This window comes from Paraburkholderia sediminicola (genome assembly GCF_046027825.1).
Classification (GTDB): domain Bacteria; phylum Pseudomonadota; class Gammaproteobacteria; order Burkholderiales; family Burkholderiaceae; genus Paraburkholderia; species Paraburkholderia sediminicola_D.
The window spans coordinates 106695-126028 of record NZ_JAQQDU010000003.1; the positions used below are offsets into that span (position 1 = coordinate 106695).

The 19334-nt window shown below is 61.2% G+C and carries 19 protein-coding genes and 1 pseudogene; 11 read left to right on the plus strand and 9 right to left on the minus strand.

Annotation, left to right across the window (positions count from 1 at the left end; all coding sequences use genetic code 11):
* Positions 1-153: 153 nt before the first annotated feature.
* The 4 genes from PQQ96_RS02745 to PQQ96_RS02760 all read left to right on the plus strand — a co-directional run bounded on the left by PQQ96_RS02745 (position 154) and on the right by PQQ96_RS02760 (position 3069).
* Positions 154-999 (plus strand): gallate dioxygenase, encoded by an 846-nt coding sequence (locus tag PQQ96_RS02745; RefSeq protein ID WP_408288420.1) that lies wholly within the window; start codon positions 154-156, stop codon positions 997-999.
* Positions 996-1355: a protocatechuate 3,4-dioxygenase gene (locus tag PQQ96_RS02750; protein ID WP_408288423.1), complete on the plus strand. Its 360-nt coding sequence runs from the start codon at positions 996-998 to the stop codon at positions 1353-1355. The genes PQQ96_RS02745 and PQQ96_RS02750 overlap by 4 nt, the downstream gene beginning before the upstream one ends.
* A gap of 163 nt (positions 1356-1518) precedes the next feature.
* Positions 1519-2067, plus strand: coding sequence for a carboxymuconolactone decarboxylase family protein (locus PQQ96_RS02755; RefSeq protein WP_408288426.1), 549 nt, complete (start codon positions 1519-1521; stop codon positions 2065-2067).
* Between the two features lie 144 nt (positions 2068-2211).
* A complete protein-coding gene (locus PQQ96_RS02760; protein WP_408288429.1) occupies positions 2212-3069 on the plus strand; it encodes a helix-turn-helix domain-containing protein in 858 nt (285 codons plus the stop codon).
* Positions 3070-3302: 233 nt separating this feature from the next.
* On the opposite strand, the gene PQQ96_RS02765 is transcribed toward PQQ96_RS02760, so the two are convergent.
* The 4 genes from PQQ96_RS02765 to PQQ96_RS02780 all read right to left on the minus strand — a co-directional run bounded on the left by PQQ96_RS02765 (position 3303) and on the right by PQQ96_RS02780 (position 8559).
* Entirely contained in the window at positions 3303-4496 is a 1194-nt protein-coding gene (locus tag PQQ96_RS02765) for a porin (RefSeq protein WP_408288431.1), read from the minus strand.
* A 189-nt stretch (positions 4497-4685) separates the two neighbouring features.
* On the minus strand, positions 4686-6053 hold the full coding sequence (locus tag PQQ96_RS02770; RefSeq protein ID WP_408288433.1) for a c-type cytochrome: 1368 nt from the start codon (positions 6051-6053) through the stop codon (positions 4686-4688).
* Positions 6050-7828: a GMC family oxidoreductase gene (locus PQQ96_RS02775; RefSeq protein WP_408288436.1), complete on the minus strand. Its 1779-nt coding sequence runs from the start codon at positions 7826-7828 to the stop codon at positions 6050-6052. Before PQQ96_RS02775 ends, PQQ96_RS02770 begins: the two co-directional genes overlap by 4 nt.
* Positions 7828-8559 carry a gluconate 2-dehydrogenase subunit 3 family protein gene (locus PQQ96_RS02780; protein ID WP_408288439.1) on the minus strand — a complete coding sequence of 244 codons (732 nt, stop codon included), beginning with the start codon at positions 8557-8559 and terminating at the stop codon, positions 7828-7830. The genes PQQ96_RS02775 and PQQ96_RS02780 overlap by 1 nt, the downstream gene beginning before the upstream one ends.
* Positions 8560-9113: 554 nt before the next feature.
* On the opposite strand from PQQ96_RS02780, the gene PQQ96_RS02785 reads away from it, so the two are divergent.
* Positions 9114-10355 (plus strand): ammonium transporter, encoded by a 1242-nt coding sequence (locus PQQ96_RS02785; protein ID WP_408288442.1) that lies wholly within the window; start codon positions 9114-9116, stop codon positions 10353-10355.
* A 42-nt stretch (positions 10356-10397) separates the two neighbouring features.
* Here PQQ96_RS02785 and PQQ96_RS02790 read toward each other — a convergent pair.
* A pseudogene (locus PQQ96_RS02790) lies at positions 10398-10559 on the minus strand (MgtC/SapB family protein); the annotation flags it as partial.
* Between the two features lie 222 nt (positions 10560-10781).
* Here PQQ96_RS02790 and PQQ96_RS02795 point away from each other — a divergent pair.
* From PQQ96_RS02795 to PQQ96_RS02805, 3 genes are all read left to right on the plus strand, one after another.
* The gene (locus PQQ96_RS02795; RefSeq protein ID WP_408288445.1) at positions 10782-11138 is read left to right on the plus strand and encodes a hypothetical protein; all 357 of its coding nucleotides are present in this window, start codon (positions 10782-10784) and stop codon (positions 11136-11138) included.
* Between the two features lie 214 nt (positions 11139-11352).
* A complete protein-coding gene (locus PQQ96_RS02800) occupies positions 11353-11967 on the plus strand; it encodes an HAD family hydrolase (RefSeq protein WP_408288448.1) in 615 nt (204 codons plus the stop codon).
* 56 nt (positions 11968-12023) lie between these two features.
* Positions 12024-12710, plus strand: coding sequence for a hypothetical protein (locus tag PQQ96_RS02805; RefSeq protein ID WP_408288451.1), 687 nt, complete (start codon positions 12024-12026; stop codon positions 12708-12710).
* A 131-nt stretch (positions 12711-12841) separates the two neighbouring features.
* Here the strand turns inward: PQQ96_RS02805 and PQQ96_RS02810 are convergent, their stop codons facing one another.
* Positions 12842-13027 (minus strand): hypothetical protein, encoded by a 186-nt coding sequence (locus tag PQQ96_RS02810; RefSeq protein WP_408288454.1) that lies wholly within the window; start codon positions 13025-13027, stop codon positions 12842-12844.
* A gap of 680 nt (positions 13028-13707) precedes the next feature.
* Here PQQ96_RS02810 and PQQ96_RS02815 point away from each other — a divergent pair.
* Positions 13708-14046 carry a P-II family nitrogen regulator gene (locus PQQ96_RS02815; RefSeq protein ID WP_020566534.1) on the plus strand — a complete coding sequence of 113 codons (339 nt, stop codon included), beginning with the start codon at positions 13708-13710 and terminating at the stop codon, positions 14044-14046.
* Between the two features lie 30 nt (positions 14047-14076).
* Complete coding sequence (locus tag PQQ96_RS02820) at positions 14077-15525, plus strand: ammonium transporter (protein WP_408288457.1); 1449 nt, start codon at positions 14077-14079, stop codon at positions 15523-15525.
* A 146-nt stretch (positions 15526-15671) separates the two neighbouring features.
* On the opposite strand, the gene PQQ96_RS02825 is transcribed toward PQQ96_RS02820, so the two are convergent.
* Entirely contained in the window at positions 15672-15971 is a 300-nt protein-coding gene (locus PQQ96_RS02825; RefSeq protein ID WP_408288459.1) for a hypothetical protein, read from the minus strand.
* A 360-nt stretch (positions 15972-16331) separates the two neighbouring features.
* On the opposite strand from PQQ96_RS02825, the gene PQQ96_RS02830 reads away from it, so the two are divergent.
* On the plus strand, positions 16332-17234 hold the full coding sequence (locus tag PQQ96_RS02830) for a LysR family transcriptional regulator (RefSeq protein ID WP_408288462.1): 903 nt from the start codon (positions 16332-16334) through the stop codon (positions 17232-17234).
* 100 nt (positions 17235-17334) lie between these two features.
* Here the strand turns inward: PQQ96_RS02830 and PQQ96_RS02835 are convergent, their stop codons facing one another.
* A complete protein-coding gene (locus PQQ96_RS02835; protein ID WP_408288465.1) occupies positions 17335-18219 on the minus strand; it encodes a heme ABC transporter ATP-binding protein in 885 nt (294 codons plus the stop codon).
* A gap of 31 nt (positions 18220-18250) precedes the next feature.
* The gene (locus PQQ96_RS02840; RefSeq protein WP_408288615.1) at positions 18251-19333 is read right to left on the minus strand and encodes a FecCD family ABC transporter permease; all 1083 of its coding nucleotides are present in this window, start codon (positions 19331-19333) and stop codon (positions 18251-18253) included.
* Position 19334 lies beyond the last annotated feature (1 nt).

Here is a 19334-nt window from a genome sequence, read left to right on the forward strand (position 1 = left end):
TGCGAGCAGTTTAATCGGTGCGGATGTGATTTACCCGTACTTTCCGCGAGTCTGCATGATCCCTATCGTCGTATCCGAGGATAGTTGCTATGGCGACCTATCCGATTGGCGCGCGCTTGGCGCACAGCACGAAGCAAGGGAAGGCAACGAGATATGGCAAGGATCATTGGTGGAATCGGCACGTCGCATGTGCCTACTATCGGCATGGCGTACGACAAGGGCAAGCAGAACGATCCCGCATGGGCGCCACTCTTCAAAGGCTACGAACCCGTGGCCAACTGGCTCGCGGAGCGTAAGCCGGATGTGATGGTCATGTTCTACAACGACCACGCCAATAGTTTCTTCTTCGATTGCTATCCGACGTTCGCGTTAGGGGTGTCGGCCAATCATGAGTTCGCGGACGAGGGAGCGGGCAAGCGCCCGCTGCCGGACATCGCCGGCCATCCCGATCTGGCTATTCATATCGCCGAACAGCTCGTCAACGACGAGTTCGACCTGACGATTTTCCAGGACCGTGCGCTCGATCACGGGTGCAATTCGCCGCTCTCGCTGATGTTGCCGCATGACGGTGGCTGGCCGATGTCGCTCGTACCGATGGAAGTCAACGTGCTGCAATATCCGCTGCCCACGGCGAACCGCTGCTACCGCCTCGGTCAGGCGCTGCGCCGCGCGATCGAGTCGTTCGATCAGGATCTGGATGTGGTGGTGGTCGGCACCGGCGGACTGTCTCACCAGGTCCACGGCGAGCGAAGCGGTTTCAACAATACCGATTGGGACATGGAGTTCCTCGATCTGATCGTCCATGACCCGCAGCGTCTTGCTGCGATGAAACATGTCGACTACGTGCGCCTTGGCGGTGCGGAGAGTGTGGAGACAATCATGTGGCTGGCGATGCGCGGTGCACTGGGGCCTAAGATTCGTGAGGTGCATCGCAACTATTATCTTGCGACGAGCACCGCGATGGCCGCGACCCTCTACGAAGATGAGGTGACGCAATGAACCCGCAACTGATCGGCGTCGAAGAATTGACGGGCACGTATCCGTTCGATATCCGCCAGAGTATGAAGGCGATGCGTCTGAACCGCTTCTTCTGGCAGATGCGCGAAGCACCGGCGCGCACGCTCTGGCTGGAGAACCGGAGCGCCGCCTACGACGCCGCGAGTCTGACGGCGGAGGAACGTGTGCTCGTCGACAACGCAGACTGGATCGGCCTGATCCGGTATGGCGTGTGTTTCTTCGTCCTCGAGAAATTCGCGCGCGTGGTGAAGATCACGAATCTCGGCATGTACGCCAGCATGCGGGGCGAAACACTCGAAGCGTTTCTGAAAACGCGCAAGGTGCCGGACGCCGTCTAGGACGACTCGCCCCAGCGTCGCACCCCCCTGGCGGCTTTTCATTTCGATAGCAGGAAGAGTCAAACCTATTACATCCGAGGTAATTGGCGAGCCTCTTCCTCACGCCTACTCTTCGGTCATCGCACAGCTCATCCCGAGCGGCGTTCATGATCGAGGACACACCATGTCGACGTTTCACATTCATACGATTGAATCCGCACCCGAACAGTCCAAGCCGGTGTTGCGGCAGCTCCAGCAAAACTTCGGCCTGATCCCCAACATCGCGGGAGCGATGGCTGAATCGCCCGTACTGATCGGCGGCTTCATCGGCATCTTCCAGAAAGTCCATGCGGGCACCTTCACGGAAGCGCAGATACAGACCCTGTTGCTGACTAATGCGGTGACCAACGCGTGTTCATGGGCGGTCGCATTCCACACCGCACTCGCGCTGAAAGAGGGACTTACACCTGCCGACGTCGAAGCGATTCGCGACGGCCGTGCGCCTGCCGATCGCAAGTATGCGGCACTCTCGACCTTGACGAAAACAGCCATCGAGAAGCGTGGACACCTGGATGACAAGGACGTAGATCAATTTCTCGAGGCCGGTTTCCGTCAGGATCAGGTGCTCGAGGTTCTCACGGCACTGGCCGCTTCGACGATAACGAACTACGCCGGCAACATCACTCAACCTCCTCTGGAAGCGCCGTTCCAGGAATACGTCTGGAACGCGTAGATCCCGCCTGGAAAGACCCGGTCAGCATGAGAGAGTATGCTGACCGGCACGGTTCGAACGACCGGTTGGCGTCAGACATCCGCGATGCGTCGGCGCCACCGGTCACCCAAGCTGCTCTGTACCAACTTGCGGACAAGGAGAGCGATGAATCCTGCGAATCCAGAAGGGAAGGCGCCGCCGAATGAACTCGGCGCGCTATTGCGTCACTGGAGAGACATGCGCGGCATCAGCCAGTTGGACTTGTCGTTCAACGCGGGCGTCTCCCAGCGGCACATCAGTTTTATCGAAAGCGGACGGAGCGTGCCGAGCCGTCAGATGCTGATCGATATCGCGCAAACGCTCGACATTCCTCTGCGCGAACGCAACACGCTGCTACTGGCAGCAGGCTATGCGCCGATGTATGCCGACACAGCCTGGGACGCTCAGGAAATGCAGAGTGTTACGAAAGCGCTCGGGCGAATGTTGCGTCAACACGAGCCGTTCCCCGCGCTCGTCATGGATCGCTACTGGAACGTGTTGCTGACCAACGAATCCGCACCGCGCTTTTTCAATTGCTTCATCGATATGGCTGCGCGCAAGGAGCCGCGCAATATGCTGCATCTGATTTTCGATCCGGATGGGATGCGTCCGTTCGTGGCCGATTGGCAAGCAGTGGCGAACAGCCTGATTCAGCGTGTCTATCGGGAGTCGGTCGGCCGCGTGGTCGACGATCAGACGCACGCGTTGCTTGCGGCGCTGCGTGCTTATCCGGATGTGCAGGCTGACCTGAAGTCTTCTCCGCGCACCTTGGGAGCCGGGTCCGCGACAGCGGCCATGCCGGTGATTCCCATCGGCTTCGTCAAGGACGGCAAGGTCCTGAACTACTTCTCAATGGTTGCAACCGTGGGCACGCCGCAAACCGTCGCGGCGCAGGAACTGCGTATCGAATGCATGTTCCCCGCGGACGACGAGACCGAAGCGCGTCATCTTGAGATGATCAACGCGGTCCCGCAACAACACTGAGCGTCAGTGGCAAGCCGATCGCGGCCGCTGCTTGCTCATCAGCGCCACGTGGCGAACTACTGGACCGGTTGAGCTCACAGGTAAGCTGAAAGCCTTGCTCGATCCGAAGGGGATATTCAACAACGCGCGGGTGATTGCGCGATGCGGCCACCAGGTTTTGCGCGCGGACGCCTGGCGGGTCTTGCTGAAATCGAAGCGGCGCCGGCCAACCGCGCCAGCGCCGCATAGCCTCATCAGAACCGGTGCCGCAAACCAATGCTGACGATCGCCTGCGACTGCGCGTCCGACGAGTGGCTGTTGCCCTTGTCGCTGACGGACGCCGTCGCCGCGACCGGATTGCCGAGCGCATCCAGGGTGACACCGGACGCGTGCTGATAGCCGCCCATCAGATAGACCGTTGAGCGCTTCGAGAAGTTGTACTGCGCGCCGAGCGACACGTTGTGATACTGCGCACGCTCATCCACACCTTCCACTTCGCCACCACGCGTATAGCTATAGCCCGCGAACAGTTGCACGGCCGGGCGGATCGTCCACTGTCCGAACACGCCCGCGATGTTGAACGTCGCATGCCCGTTGAACAACGAATCCGAGCCTGAGCGGTATTGCACGTTGCTGTAGTTCACGCCGACGATGGCCGGGCCGAAATCATACGTGGCGCCTGCTGCGATGATCTGTTGCGATTGCGCACTCGCGTAACCTTCATTGATCGACGAATTGAACAGGCCGTCATCCGTGCCGCTCCATTTGCCGTACGTGCTGTCCTGCGTCCCGCTCTTGCTGTTATCCGAACGCTCGTAGCCGACGCCCACCTGCAGCGGGCCGTTGCCGTACGCCGCGCCCACGCTCCATGTGTTCTGCTGCTTCAGGCTACCCGGTTGACCGCCGAAGCCATACAGCGCGCCGAACGTAAAGCCCGAGTAGTTCGCGCTCGTGTACTTGATCGAGTTGTTGACGCGCGCGGTCTGATCGAGATCGTCGATGTCGCCCGGATGCGCGCCGTAGCCGCCCACCATGGCGACCGGCGCAACGGGCGCGACGAAGTCGTTCAGCGACGTGTACTCACGGCCGAGCGTGACCGTGCCGTATTGCTGGCTGCCGATGCCGACGAATGCCTGACGGCCGAACAGGCCACCGTTCTGGCCAGTCTTGCCGTTCGTGATGTCAAAGCCGTCTTCAAGCAGGAACAGGGCCTTCCAGCCGCCGCCGAGCTCTTCCTGGCCATTGATGCCAAAGCGGCTGCCAGAGAGGTTGCCGCTCGTCATCGCAACGTTCGAATGTCCCGTGTAAGCACCGGTGGAGCCGGTGCGCTCGTTGCTGCGATACGTGATACCCGCATCGACGATGCCATACAGCATGACGGAGCTCTGCGCGGACGCAATGCCGGCGAAGGACAACAGCAGGGGTGCAGCAATCAGATGCTTTTTCATCGTAGATATAGCCCGGTTGGATCGTCTATCTCAAGTCGCCTGAATGGCGATCTCTCTTTTTTCCGCGCGCACGCAGTCCGCTCCTGAACAACGGAGCAGATTGCGTGAAGCGGGGGAAGTGGTTTGCGCGGCCCTTGTTACTCGCCCTGACTATGGACGCGCTTCAAGGGCGCGATGTTTGTGGCTAAGCTAGTGGCTGAGTGCGGCACCGGGCGGCATCTCGGGCGCACGCACCGTGACGGTCTTGCGGACCTTGGCGACATCCGACGCGCTGACCGTCGACCCGGTGTTGCCCCAACTGTTGCGCACGAAGTTCGTCACGTCGGCGACTTCCTGATCGTTCAGGCGCCAGCCGAAGCCCGGCATCGTGAACGAGGAGGGCGCGGTCTGCGTGCTTTCGAGCGTGCTGCCGGTCAGCAGCACGTGAATCAGCGAGGTCGCGTCCTTGCCTTGGACGACCGGATTGCCGCCCAGTGCCGGAAACACGCGCGTGTAGCCGCGGCCGTCGCTGCGGTGGCAGGCGGTGCAGTTGTCGCGGTACACGGCGGTGCCGGGTGCGGTGGCGTCACCGGTACGCAGGGCGTGAGCCGCCGTATCGTTGTACACGTACGCGGTTTCCTTCGGATCGGTCGACGGCAGTGTCTTCAGGTAGCGCGCGATCGCGGTCAGGTCGGCGTCGCTCATGTGCTGCATGCTGTGCTGCACGACGTCCGTCATGCCGCCGAATGCCGCGGTGTGCTGCGTGCGACCGGTCTTCAGAAATTGCACGAGGTCGGTTTCGCTCCATGCGCCGATGCCGGTGCGTTGATTGCCGCGCAGGCTCGATGGGGTCCAGCCGTCGATCGCTGCGCCGCCTGCGAGAAACTCGGTGCCGTCGAGATCGCTCAAAGCGCGTTCCTGCATCGTCACCGCACGTGGCGTGTGACAGGCACCGCAGTGGCCGAGGCCTTGCACGAGATACGCACCGCGTGCGACCACCGGATCGGCATAGTGCTTCGCGTCGAACGTGAGGGGATCAGGCGCGAACAGGTAACGCCAGATGCCGAGCGGCCAGCGCATCGACAGCGGCCAGACGATATCGACCGCACGGTTCGCCTGGCTTACCGGCGCGACCCCTTGCTTGAAGTACGCATACAGCGCGTGCATGTCGTCTTTGCTCAACCGCGCATACGACGGGTACGGCATCGCCGGATACAGCGTGTCGCCGTTTGGCCGTACGCCTGCGCGCACCGCGCGATCAAACTGCGCGAAGGTCCATGAGCCGATGCCTGTATTGCGATCGGGCGTGATGTTGGTCGAGTAGATCGCACCGATCGGTGTGTCGAACTTCAGGCCGCCCGCGAAGGGCTTGCCCGATGGCGTCGAGTGACAGGCGATGCAGTCGCCCGCACGCGCGAGGTATTCGCCGTGCGCGATCAGGGCCGCGTCGTTTTGCACCGGCGGTGTCGCCGCTTGCGCGGCAAGCGGAGCGGACAAGGCAGCCGCCACGCAGAAAGACGCTGCACCCACGCGTTTGAATGCCTGCCCCAGGCGTTGGATATCGATCTTCTTCTTCATACGCTCACCAGCGGCCCCGGGTTCTTCAGATACTGCGTGCGAATCGCCCGCGCCGACCAATAGGCAAGCGCGGCGACAAGGCCGGTCGGGTTGTAGCCGATGCCTTGCGGAAACGCTGACGCGCCCATGACGAACACGTTGTGCACGTCCCAGCTTTGCAGGTAACGGTTCAGTACGCTCGTCTTCGGATCGGTGCCCATAATCGCGCCACCGACCAGGTGAGTGGTCTGATAGCGGCGCGAGTCGAAGTGCGCGCCGAATTCGCGCGTATAGACGCCGATGGATTTCGGCCCCATCTGCTGCGCGATCTTGTGCATCTGCCCGGTCACGTATTGCGCCATCTTGATGTCGTTGTCCTTCCAGTCGAAGGTCATGCGCAACAGCGGCTGGCCGTATGAGTCGCGATAGGTCGGATCGAGGTCGAGAAAGACGTCGCGATACGACATGTTGGAACCGTGCGCATCCATCGAAATCGTGTGCGCGTAGTGGTCCTTGACCGATTTCTTCCAGTCCGTGCCCCAGTTCGGCGTGCCGGCCGGGGTCGCGATGCCGCTGATCGGTTTGGTGCCGGCCTGATTCACCCACAACGGCGAGCCGCCGACAAAGCCGAGCGGACCGTGATCGAAGTTGTCGGCATTGAAGTCGTCCACGGCGACGCCGTTGCCACCCGCACCGATGAACGGATTGGTGAAGGTGTCCTTGTCGAAGAACGCGGTGATCGTCGAGAGGTTCTGATACGCGAAATTGCGGCCGACCACGCCTTCGCCCGAGATCGGGTCATACGGCTTGCCGATGCCCGACAGCAGAAGCAGGTGGACGTTGTGATACTGGAACGCCGCGACGATCACGAGATCGGCGGGCTGAAACACTTCGTTGCCGGCCGGATCGACATACGTCACGCCTTTGGCGCGCTTTTTGGTGTCGTCGAGTTCGACGCGCAGCACGTGGCAACGCGAGCGCAGTTCGAAGTTCGGCAACTGCTTCAACGCCGGCAGGATGTTCAGATTCGGCGATGCCTTCGAGTACATGTAGCACGCGTAGCCGCTGCAGAATCCGCAGAAGTTGCACGGCCCCATCTGCACGCCGTACGGGTTCGTGTACGGACCCGACGTATTCGCCGAAGGCAAGCGGTAAGGGTGCAGTCCGAGTTCGCGCGCGGCCTTGCCGAAGCGCTCGGCTGAATACGTGTTCAACTGCGCGGCGAGCGGGAAGTTGTCGCTGCGCGGCGCTTCGAACACGTTGCCGTCGCCGACTACCTTGCCGTTGACCTTATAAGCCTGGCCAGAGGTGCCGAACACTTTCTCGGCGAAGTCGAAATGCGGTTCGAGTTCCTCGTAGCTGACGCCGTAATCCTGGATCGTCATGCCTTCGGGAATGAAGCGCTTGCCGTAGCGTTCTTCGTAGTGGCTCTTCAGGCGCAACTCTTCCGGCGTGATGCGGAAATGCACGCCTGACCAATGCAGCCCCGCGCCACCGACCCCTTCGCCCGGCAGAAACGCGGCAAGCTGCCGATAGGGCAGCGCCGTCTCGCCGACGTTATGACGGATCGACACGGTGGTCTTGGAGAGATCGAGAAACAGCTTCTTGCGGACGTTGTAGGTCAGTTCATCGATCGTGTTCGGATACGCGCCATCCGGATAGGTATCGCGATACTCGCCGCGTTCGAGCGCGGCCACTTTGAGGCCTGCCTCGGTGAGTTCCTTCGCGAGGATCGCGCCGGTCCAGCCGAAGCCGATGATCACCGCGTCGACGTGCGGTTTGGTTTGGGTAGTCATCAGGTGCGCTTTCCTTCGATCGACACGGGGCCATACGGATAGGCCTGGCCGTTCTGGTTGACGAAGTCCATGAAATCGGCGCGCGCGCCGGGGAAGCCAATCATTTTCCAGCCGCCCATGTCGCGATTGCCGCCGTGGATCGGGTCGCAGAAGTAGCCTTCGCGGGTGTTTTGCAGCAACTGGCCGAAGAAGACGCCAGCCGGAACGTCCGCGAGATCGATCTTTTCTTTCTCCAGCGCGGCGAGCACGGTGTCGCGCGTGGGCGCGTCGAGGGCGTCGAACGGATGCGAGTAGGTCTTCGTGCAGTAGGCGTTCACCGCGGCGATGCCGAGCCGGTACAGATCGCGCGGCACGAGCTTCAGCTGATAGCCGAGTTCCGGCGCGCCCTGCTGGAATGGGCCCTGCATGTACCAGAGCGCACCGTGCGCGTACGGCGTGTCCATCTGCCGGTCGATGAATTCAGGCACGCCGGCTTCGACCGCGCCCGGGCCTTCACTGTCCGACGGGATCAGACGGTCGACCGCCGCGTGGATGAATGCCCATTCCTTCGCGTCGAAGAAATGCGGCTTGTAGTCGACGCCGGAGGCCTGGCCCGCGGAGGCGGCGCCGTTCGAACCCTGAGCGGTCGTCGCGGATTCCTTGACTTCGCAGCCGGCGAGGGTTCCGGCGGGAACCAGCGCGATGGCCGTGCGTAAGAAGCCGCGGCGGGAGGTGAGAGGAGATTGAGCCATATTGTTCTTTGTCACGAGATGGGAGCGCGCCATGGCGGCCCACGGGCAGTCGTCTGATTTCGGCGCCATGGTAAATGGAACCGGTTCCAAAGTCTTTTTACTTTTTTACAATAAGCTGTTTCGTGAAGTGATTAAATGCCACCGTTTTTGAAAAATCGCTTTTAAATCATAGGTGGTTTTCAGGCTGTGTGGCCTGAGAGCGGATCGGCGGGGTCGACGTGAAACTGACGCAAAAAAGCGACGTTTTCGCGCAAGCGTGGCTGTTAGCGGCCTGTCGAGCGGACGTGGTTTACCCGCGCTTACAGCACGCTGACGATGGCGAGCGGTCGCCGGCAGGGGCCTGAGACGGCCATACGGGTCACGTGAATCCCACTATATCGGCCAGTCGTATTGCGCCGGGCCCGGCGCGGGAATACTTTTCGCCTGCTGCAAACGCGCGAAAACAGACGAACCCTACAAATTGCAAGCTAATTACGCGCTGAAAGGCTCTTTTCGACGCCAGTGCCACGCGCCGCCGGGGGCACACATCACGACGACCATCAAGGAGACAAGCTGTGCTTCCCGCAACCATGCCGATTAACGTTGGCAATACCGCTTTCATGCTGCTCTGTGCAAGCCTCGTCATGCTGATGACGCCGGGGCTCGCGTTTTTCTACGGCGGTCTCGTCGAACGCAAGAACGTGCTGGCGATCATGATGCAGAGCTTCATCTCGCTCGCATGGACAACCGTGCTGTGGTTCGCTTTCGGCTACTCGATGTGCTTCGGCCCAAGCTGGCACGGCATCATCGGCGACCCGACCTACTATGCGTTCCTGCGCGGCATTACGCTGCAAACCATGTACACGGGCAACGATGCAGGCATTCCGCTGGTGGTCCACGTCGCCTATCAGATGATGTTCGCGATCATCACGCCGGCGCTGATTACCGGTGCGTTCACCAACCGCGTGACGTTCAAGGCGTACTTCCTGTTTCTGACTGGCTGGCTGGTACTCGTGTATTTCCCGTTCGTGCACATGGTATGGAGTCCGGATGGACTGTTCGCGAAGTGGGGCGTACTCGATTATGCCGGTGGCATCGTGGTTCACAATACCGCCGGATTCGCCGCGCTGGCGTCGGTGTTGTATGTGGGGCGCCGTCAGACCGTCACGCACAAGCCGCACAACGTGCCGTTGATCGCGCTCGGCACGGGCCTGCTGTGGTTCGGCTGGTATGGCTTTAACGCCGGCTCCGAGTTGCGCGTCGACGCTATTACGGCTTCGTCTTTCCTGAACACCGACGTTGCCGCTTCGTTCGCTGCCATTACGTGGCTGCTGATCGAATGGGCCAACGCACGGCAGCCGAAATTCATCGGTTTGCTGACCGGTTCCGTCGCCGGCCTCGCGACGATTACGCCCGCAGCCGGCTATGTGTCGTTGAGCACAGCCGCGATAATCGGGATTTCTGCTGGTGTGATCTGCTATTACGCGGTTGCGCTGAAAAACCGGCTCGGCCTCGACGACGCGCTCGACGTGTGGGGCGTGCATGGCGTGGGAGGCCTCGTCGGTACTGTTCTGCTCGGTGTGTTCGCGTCGAAGGCGTGGAATCCGAATGGCACGGATGGCCTGCTGTTGGGTGGCGGCGCTTTCTTCGTCAAGCAATGCGTGGCGGTGGCCGTGTCCGGCGTCTGGGCATTCGTGTTCACGTGGGGCATGTTGTGGCTGATCAACCGCGTGACACCCGTTAAGGTTGGTGACGCCGCCGAGCAGCAGGGGCTCGATGCCGAGTTGCATGGCGAAGCGGCTTATCTGGACGCGTAAGCGTCGGTACCGGTAGAGAAGAAAGCGGGACGCTTGCGTCCCGCTTTCTCTTTTCCACGGCATGATTAACGACGAGCCGACGCATACAAGCATGTGCGTCCGCAAACCTGCCGCCCAGTTCAATCTTTCGCGCTCAAAGCTGATGACACTCCCGAGGAGATCTGCCAGGAGGCGGCGCGACAAAAGCGCGATATTGCCTGGCACGCTTTGCTTTTTTAGTTCGATGTTAAGCCTGCTGCTCAGCCGTGTCGGAGACATTGGCATACGGCTGGGCCGCGCCTCCGGGTGTTCAAAGCGCGGAATATTTTGCAGCATGATGGTCCGCGTCAGGGACTCAGCGATGGTACAAATCCCGATCGGTTGAAGCCCCCGAAATACTCTAGTCTGAAATAATCAGATCCGTCATATTGGGGAGGTGAAAGCAAAATGAAAAATCGCTCACCGCTCGCTATCTGTTTGCCGCTCGCGATATTTGTCGCCGCATGCGTTCTGTCGCTTCCGACACTCGTGATCGCAATTGTCTGGATGACGATTGGCGTGATGGCGCTTGGTCACCGCAGCTTCGAAAGCTTTCCTACGACCGGGATTCGCCGTGAGTGGCTCCGAGGGTACCGCGGCGCATGCCTGTGGTTTTGCCACTTGGCCTGGTGGCCCTGGTACATGCGCTCGTCTATCCAGGATATCGCCGGGCAGATCGGGATGTCGCTGCATCGAACGAAGAAAGCAGGGGATAAAGGGCTGAATAGCTCGGCGGACAGGCGATCAAATGGCGACCATGATTGAACGCGCGAGGGGAACGGAGGGAGCCGCCATCTTCTGACGGTAGGCGCAAACCGCGCCCAATTCTGACCGGTCACAACTGCTGTCCAGATCCGCGCGTGTCCAACTGTACCTGTTGAATTCGTGAGTCACTAACGCACAATAAGAATCCCAGCCGTCCGGTGACGCATTGCCAGACGACGCTCGAAACTCCGCGTATAGCGTACGAACTTACCGAATGACAGCATTGATATCTCTGGTCCTGTTCGATATGGACGATGTTCTTTCTCATTACGACCGCTCAGCACGAGTCGATCATCTCTCAGCGGTGTCGGGCCGAACCCCTGAAGCTGTCCGTCAGGCCATTTGGGGATCCGGCCTGGAAGATCGTGCAGACGCCGGCCTGATCACCGGTGATGAGTATCTGAGCGCATTGGGGGAAATCCTGGGCTGCCGTGTCACTCGCGATGATTGGTTGACTGGCCGCCGCGCGTCGATATCGCCCAACGTCGAAGTGCTTGCGCTTGCCAGATCGCTGTCCGAGCGACACCGCGTAGCCGTTCTGACCAACAATTGTCTGCTGGTGACCGAAAACATCCAGTATCTCAATCCTGAGGTGGCTGAACTCTTTGGCCCGCACGTTTACGCTTCGGCCTCATTCGGTGCGGCCAAGCCGGCACCTCACACCTATCTTCGTTGCCTTGATGGCCTCGGTGTCAGCGCGGCCGAAACCCTGTTTATTGACGACCTCGAGATAAACGTGACGGGGGCAATCAACGCAGGTCTTCACGGGCACGTGTTTACCGGCGCGGCGTCATTATCCGAGGAACTGGAGCGTCGCAGGTTGCTGTAGCCGGGGTGCAGATCGTGCCAGCAAGTGGCGTGTCATCCCGGTCAGGAGGTTGCCCCATGAAAACCATCGTCGTTACCGCATACGTGTCGATGTTTGCGCGGCGGTCTTGCTATGCAGCAATGCTGGTCGTCTGTCTGACAGGACCCGTCGTGGCTCAAGAGCCCGCAAGTACGCCAGGTACGCCCACGGCTGCTGCCCCGAGCTACAAGGTCGGTGATACGTGGACATTTATACAGCGACGAACCGACTCCGAGCCCGGTACCCCCTATGTTCTGACGGTAGCAGCCGTAACAGAGGAGCAGACGACGTTGTCGTCATCGTGGAACGGCGGCCCCGCAAAGGAAATCGACTTGGACAATCAGGGAAACATGACGCGAGATGCCCACGGAACAACGTATGAGCCAAGCACTGGAAGCCTTAATTTCCCAATGACTGTGGGAAAAGGCTGGGACTTTCATCATGTACAGCGTTTCACGGGCGGAACCCTTGACGTCAGCGGCCACGACGAGATTGTTTCATTCGAGCGGGTACAGGTAACCGCTGGTTCATTTGATGCCTACAAAATAGTGAGCCGTGGGGTAAATGCAAAGCAGCTTGAACGCTTGTACAGTGCGCCATTCATCCAAACCTATTGGTATGCGCCCAGTGTGAAAAAAATCATCAAGTCGGATTACGCGTTGTATCTCAATCACCAGACGTGGACTCAGACTAGCGAATTAAGTGCCTTCTCACTGGCGCCTTGATGGACCTGAACGCTCACGCAGGCGCCGTCCGATTACGGCAAACTGACAAACCTCTCCGACCTCGTGCCGCGGCCGGTCAACATACTGCGGACTGCCGGTCACCACACAGGCAGCGGGCTTGATCGTCAGTATTATTCTTTCTTCGTCTTCGGTTGTTCGGGTTGCGGGTCACGTCCGCGTTGCGTCGGCGCCCTCGTACACGCATCCGGAGGCGTCACATTGGTCACGTCGTCGCAGCAGCACGCATAGACCGGAAATCCGTAGGCATTCGTGCGGATGATTTTCGTTGGCCCGTGCAGCGGGCACACTGCGTTCATGTCGTCTCCTTGGACTCATGATCGACGGGCTCGACTCGTAGACGCGCACGTCGGTTCGGGACGGCCAGGCGACGGTTCGACTAATCGGGAAAGTTAACCGTTGCCGGTCCGGCGCTCGAGGAGGGCGCCGGAAAAGAATCCACAGCAATATTCTACGACTCTCTCCACGTTGTGAAGGCACGATTGATGGTGGCACGAATGGCGTCCGCTCACGTAGACCGCAATCAATCATTCACTGGCGAGGGCCTTTCGGGCGGCTTTCTGACCGTAAGGAATCAGAAGCAAGCTGACATGCCTGAATTTCCGCGCTGCTTTAACCGAAGTGGCTGATGCCACGAATCCCGGCGCGGGTGCACCCTATTGGGTCGCTTCGATCAACTCACGCCTAGTCGTGGTGCAAATCAGTTGCGCAAGTTTCGGCCTGCGATTCAGCTCGGTGTACAGAAGGCCCCCAACATCCAGTTTGGCACATCGATTTTCCGTTGCGCGCATGTCCGATGATCCCCGCTTGGAATGCCTTCGATTGCTGCCGCGCTCATGCGTATCTGATCTCTCTGCGTTTTCTCCCGATGAGTTTTCGCAAAAAACTGGCATGACAGTTGCTCTAGTTGCTCGGCTCTATCGACATAAGGCCGACGTACGAGTCGGCTCTCCGGTTGCGCAATCAAAGAGGGGATTTCATGAAACTCATTACCGCAATCATCAAGCCGTTCAAGCTCGATGAGGCGCGCGAAGCCTTGTCGGCCATCGGCGTCTCCGGCATCACGGTGACGGAAGTCAAAGGGTTCGGCCGTCAGAAGGGGCATACGGAGCTGTATCGTGGCGCCGAATACGTGGTCGATTTCCTGCCAAAGGTGAAGATCGAGGCAGCTGTCTCGGACGACATCGTCGATCAGGCGATCGAGGCGATCGAACGCGCGGCACGCACCGGGAAGATTGGCGACGGCAAGATCTTTGTCACGCCGATCGAACAGGTCATTCGGATTCGCACCGGGGAGACCGGCGCGGACGCTCTGTAAATGCAACGGTAGCGATAGGAGGAAACGAAGATGCGCAAATTATTGATGTCCATGCTGATGGCCGGTTCGCTGCTCACGGGCGGCGTCGGCGCCGCCCTCGCGGATGACGCTTCCGCTCCCGTAGCCACTGCAGCGTCGGCACCGGCCGCTGAGGCGTCCGCCGCGGCGGCGGCCAGCGCCGCAGCCGCGCCTGATGCATCGGCCGCAGCCGCTGCCGCCGCACCGGCAGCGCCGACCGCGCCGTTCTCGGTCGATTCGTCGAAGATCAATTCGGGCGACACTGCCTGGATGCTGACCTCCACCGCGCTCGTGCTGTTCATGACGATCCCGGGTCTGGCGCTGTTCTACGGTGGCATGGTCCGCAAGAAGAGCGTGCTCGCGATCCTCATGCAAAGCTTCGCGATCACCTGCCTCGTGTCGATCATCTGGGTCGTGGTGGGCTACAGCCTCGCCTTCACGCCGGGCAACTCGTTCATCGGCGGCTTCTCGCGCTTCTTCATGGCGGGCATGAACTACATCCACGGCGACAAGGCGACGACACTGACCGTCAGCCACCTCGCGCCGACGATCCCGGAAACGGTCTACGTCGTCTATCAGATGACGTTCGCGATCATCACCCCGGCGCTGATCACAGGTGCGTTTGCCGATCGCATGAAGTTCTCGGCAATGCTGGTGTTCATGACGCTGTGGTCGATCATCGTCTACTCGCCGATCGCGCACATGGTCTGGGAACCGACCGGCTGGCTGGCTGCCGCGGGCATCCTCGACTTCGCGGGCGGCACGGTGGTGCACATCAACGCCGGTATCGCGGCGCTGGTCTGCGCGCTGGTGCTCGGCAAGCGTGTCGGCTACGGCAAGGAAGCGATGGCGCCGCACAACCTGACGCTCACGCTGATCGGTGGCGCCATGCTGTGGGTGGGCTGGTTCGGCTTCAACGCGGGTTCGGCAGTGGCGGCAGACGGCCGTGCCGGTTTCGCCATGTTCGCAACGCAAGTGGCAACCGCCGCAGCAGCACTCGCATGGATGTTCGCCGAGTGGGCAAGCAAGGGTAAGCCGTCGGTACTCGGTATCGTGTCGGGTGCGGTTGCAGGTCTGGTGGCGATTACGCCGGCTTCGGGCTTCGTCGGTATGACGGGTTCGCTCGTGATCGGTATCGCGGCAGGCGTGATCTGCTACTGGTCGGCAACGTGGCTCAAGCACAAGCTCGGTTACGACGACTCGCTCGACGCGTTCGGCGTGCACTGCATCGGCGGTATCGTGGGTGCGCTCCTGACCGGCGTGTTCGCGGTCAAGGACATCGGCGGCGCGGACGGCAGCGTCATTCTGCAAGCCAAGGGCGTGCTGACGACACTGATCTACAGCGGTGTGGTGAGCTTCGTCCTGCTGAAGGTCATCGACGTGGTGATGGGCATCCGCGTGTCGGAAGAAGATGAACGCGTGGGTCTGGACGTGAGCCTGCACGGCGAAGCCGTCGAATAGGCGGCGTGCCGGGCAAGTATCGGAAATAGCCCAGGCAGGTACGATCGGCTATTCTCCGAAGTCGGGGGGGCGAAAGTGCATTTTCGCCCCCCTTTTTGCGCAGCGAATCGCGAGTCGCTACGCCGGTGTAGAACCAGCGATACCTGCTATCGCAGTGGCACCAGAAAGATCGTCGCCACCTCTCCCAGGGTGGCAATCGCAATCGCCGAATAGATCGGGTTGGCACTCAAAAACACGTGCAACTTGATCTCGTCTTTGAACTTGAGCCAGGTGCCGAAAAATCCTAGCGACAGGATCAGGCCGGCCAGCAGGCTGAATCCCAACAACACCTCTATCCACTTGTTGTGTGTGAGACCGTTTGTCTCCCATGCGAACGCTGCCAGACAAACGAGTTGACTGGAGAGGACTGCTAATACGCCCGGATGATACTGTTCGAGTTTGTACATGACTGAAAGTGCCCCGTGCAACCGCTCGTTCTGTGGTCATGAGCCCGTCCAGCAAGCGACGGTGGTTTTATAAGGTGCGGTTGCGGACGCTGGCGGCAATGCCGGGTCGGCAGGGACCGCAAAATTTCAAGCGTTGCAAGACCTGAGGCGTGGCAGCCTCCAGCTGTCACGTAGGGCGCTTCACGAACGAAGTTGTAGGCTCTGTGCTCTTACGTTATCGGCGGCACCCGACCCATTTTACAGGGATGACCACGGGTGTTGTCACACCAATGTACACCGGGCATGGAAACAGAGGTTCTCGTCGTGGATTGTGCCTATATGCTAGCGTTGGGTCTGGACCCAATGTGAAGTGCACCATCCATGGAAAACCTCCTCAAAAAACTCGACCTCACCTCGCTGCGCCTGTTCGTCGCCGTCTGCCAGGAGCAGAACATCGCGCGCGCGGCTGAGCGCGAGTTCATCGCGTCTTCCGCGGTGAGCCGGCGCATTGCAGAGATCGAGGCGTTGATCGGCTTACCGGTGATTCAGCGCCAGTCGCGCGGCATTACGGTGACGCCGGTCGGCGAGACCGTGCTGCGCTATGCGCAGGCGATCATCGGCAACATCGAACAGATGAGTGCGGAGCTGTCGCGATTTTCGTCGGGGGCGAAGGGGCGGGTGCGGGTGGTGGCGAATCTCTCGTCGATCGTGCAGTTTTTGCCGGAGGACGTAGCGGCGTTCGGGCGCGTGTTTCCGGAGGTGTCGATCGAGCTGGAAGAGGAGAACAGTGCGGACGTGCTGCGTATCGTCGATGAACACGGCGCAGACTTTGGCATCTGCAACCCGGTGGCGGGTAGCGAAGCGTTCGAGCAGGTACCTTATCGGGAAGACCGACTGGCGGTACTGGTGCCGGGTGGCCATCGTCTTGCTAACGTCTCGCGCGCGGCGTTCGAGGCGCTGCTCGACGAGAGCTTCGTCGGCTTACGCAGCGAGAGCGCGCTAACGAAGCTTCTCGTGCAGCAGGCGGCTAGCGTGGGGCGGCAGCTCGATGTCAAGATTCGCGTGAGCAGCCTTGATGCGTTATGCCGGATGGTGCACGCGGGCCTCGGGATAGCGATCGTGCCCGAGCAGGTGGCACTGCTCTATGTGAACACGCTCGATGTGCGCTTGCTGTCTTTGAGCGATGCCTGGGCAGTCAGGCACCTGGTGATGATCTTCAAAGCCAGCGATCAACTAACGGCGAGCGCCGCGGCGCTAATGGGGTTTCTCGGCAAGGGGGCTTAACGCGCATGCAGGCACGCAGGCAAGCAGGCACGCAGGCAAGCAAGCAAGCGAGTGGGCAAGTTGGAGCAAGCCGGTCGATCCCGCCTGTATGATCTGGCGATCAAGCCGGCACGGCAACCGGTGCGCTCCCATCCCCCGCATCCAGCATTCGCACGGCAAATCCAAAGCATCGTTCTATCAGCGCCGGTTGCATGATGTCGCGTGGCGTCCCTTGCGCGATGATCGAGCCTTCAGCCAGCAACGCGATCGTATCGGCATAGCGCGCGGCGAGGTTCGGATCGTGCACGATCGCCAGTGCGCCGATATGCCAACGGCGCGTCAAGGCTTTCACTGTCTCGAGCAAACGATGCTGATGCGCAAGATCGAGTGCGGCGGTCGGCTCGTCGAGCAGCAGATAGCGTGGCGCTTCAATCGGCGTGTGATCCGTGGTTCCTGGTTGGTCCCGCCGGTTCGTTCGATCCGCTGTGTTCGACGCGTTCTCTGCATCCGGATGCGGCCAGATCTGTGCAAGCACACGTGCAAACTGCACGCGTGCCAGTTCGCCGCCGGACAGCGTGGTGATCTCGCGACCCGCTAACGGCCCGGCGCCGGCGAGGGTCAGCGCCTCGGCGACGATCCTGCGATCGTCGCGCGACACGGCGCCGTTTGTCGCATGCGGATAGCGGCCGAGCAGCACGATTTCTTCGACAGTGAAAGGAAACACAGGCTGTGACGCCTGCGGCAACACAGCCCGCAAGCGCGCCAGCCGCTTCGGGCCGATATCCGTCAGTGATTCGCCGTTGAGTGTCGTCGAACCGCTCTGCTGCGGTGGGCGTGTCGCACCATGGCCATGAAATTCCCCCGCGAGGGTTTTCAGCAGGGTGCTTTTGCCGGCGCCGTTGCAGCCGAGAAGCGTGGTCAGGCGGCCCGGCTCGATCGTCAGCGAAAGATCGCGCAGGATGGGGCGGTTACCGCGTGTGATAGAGAGGTGGCGGGTGATGAGCATCTTAGGCTCTCCGTTATGAAGTCCGCATGATTCACAGACCGAGTTGACTGCGGCTTCGCCACAACAACGCGAGGAAGAAGGGCGCACCGATGAGTGCGGTCAGAATGCCGAGCGGCACTTCGGCGGGCGCGGCAACAGTCCGTGCAGCGAGATCCGCGAGGACGGTCAGCGTCGCGCCGAGCAGCATCGCACCGGGCATCACCACGCGCTGGTCGGGACCGCACGCGAGCCGCACGCAATGCGGCGCCACGAGGCCGATGAAGCCGATCGCGCCGGTACACGACACCAACGCGCCGACCCCCAGCGCCGACGCCACCAGCACGGTGCGCTTGACCGCCTGAGCCGGTACGCCGAGATGCTGCGCTTCGGTCTCGCCGAGTTGCAGCGCGTTCAGCGCGTGGCCGTTGCGTGCGATCAGCGCTGCGCCGAATAGTACGAACGGCGCGACCGCGGCGAGCACGCGCCATTGGGCGCCACCCAGACTGCCCAGGCTCCAGAAGGTGAGCGAGCGGAGTTGCGCATCGTCGGCGAGATAGGTGAGCAGGCCGATCGCCGCGCCCGCGAGCGCGTTGATCGCGATGCCGGCGAGCAGCAGCAGCGGCAAGGCGAGCCTGCCGCGCGCGGCGGCGAGGCGATACACCAGCGTCGCCACGACCAGCGCGCCGATGAACGCGGCGACGGGCAGCCAGCCGAGACTCAACGCGCCGATCATGGGTCCGAGCACGATCAGCGTCGCCGCGCCGAGCGCCGCGCCGCTGGAGATGCCGATCAACCCGGGATCGGCCAGTGGATTGCGAAACAGCGCCTGCAACGCACTACCTGCCGAGCCGAAGCCTGCGCCGACCAGCAACGCCAGCAGGACGCGCGGCAGACGAATATCGAAGAGGACCGCGCGGGCCTGCTGAAGCGAAGGGTCGCTCGCCAGGTCGGCGGGTTGCGCGAGCAAGGCGGACCAGACTAGCGCAGGGCTGATTCGATAAGCGCCAATGCAGATTGCAGCGAGTGTCGCCAATCCGAGCGCGATACCGAGCGCGCCGAGCATGAGACGGGCGGCGCGTCGCCGTCGTTCTGCGAGCGTGCCCGGCGAGGCGGGTGCGCTCGCCGCGATGTCCATA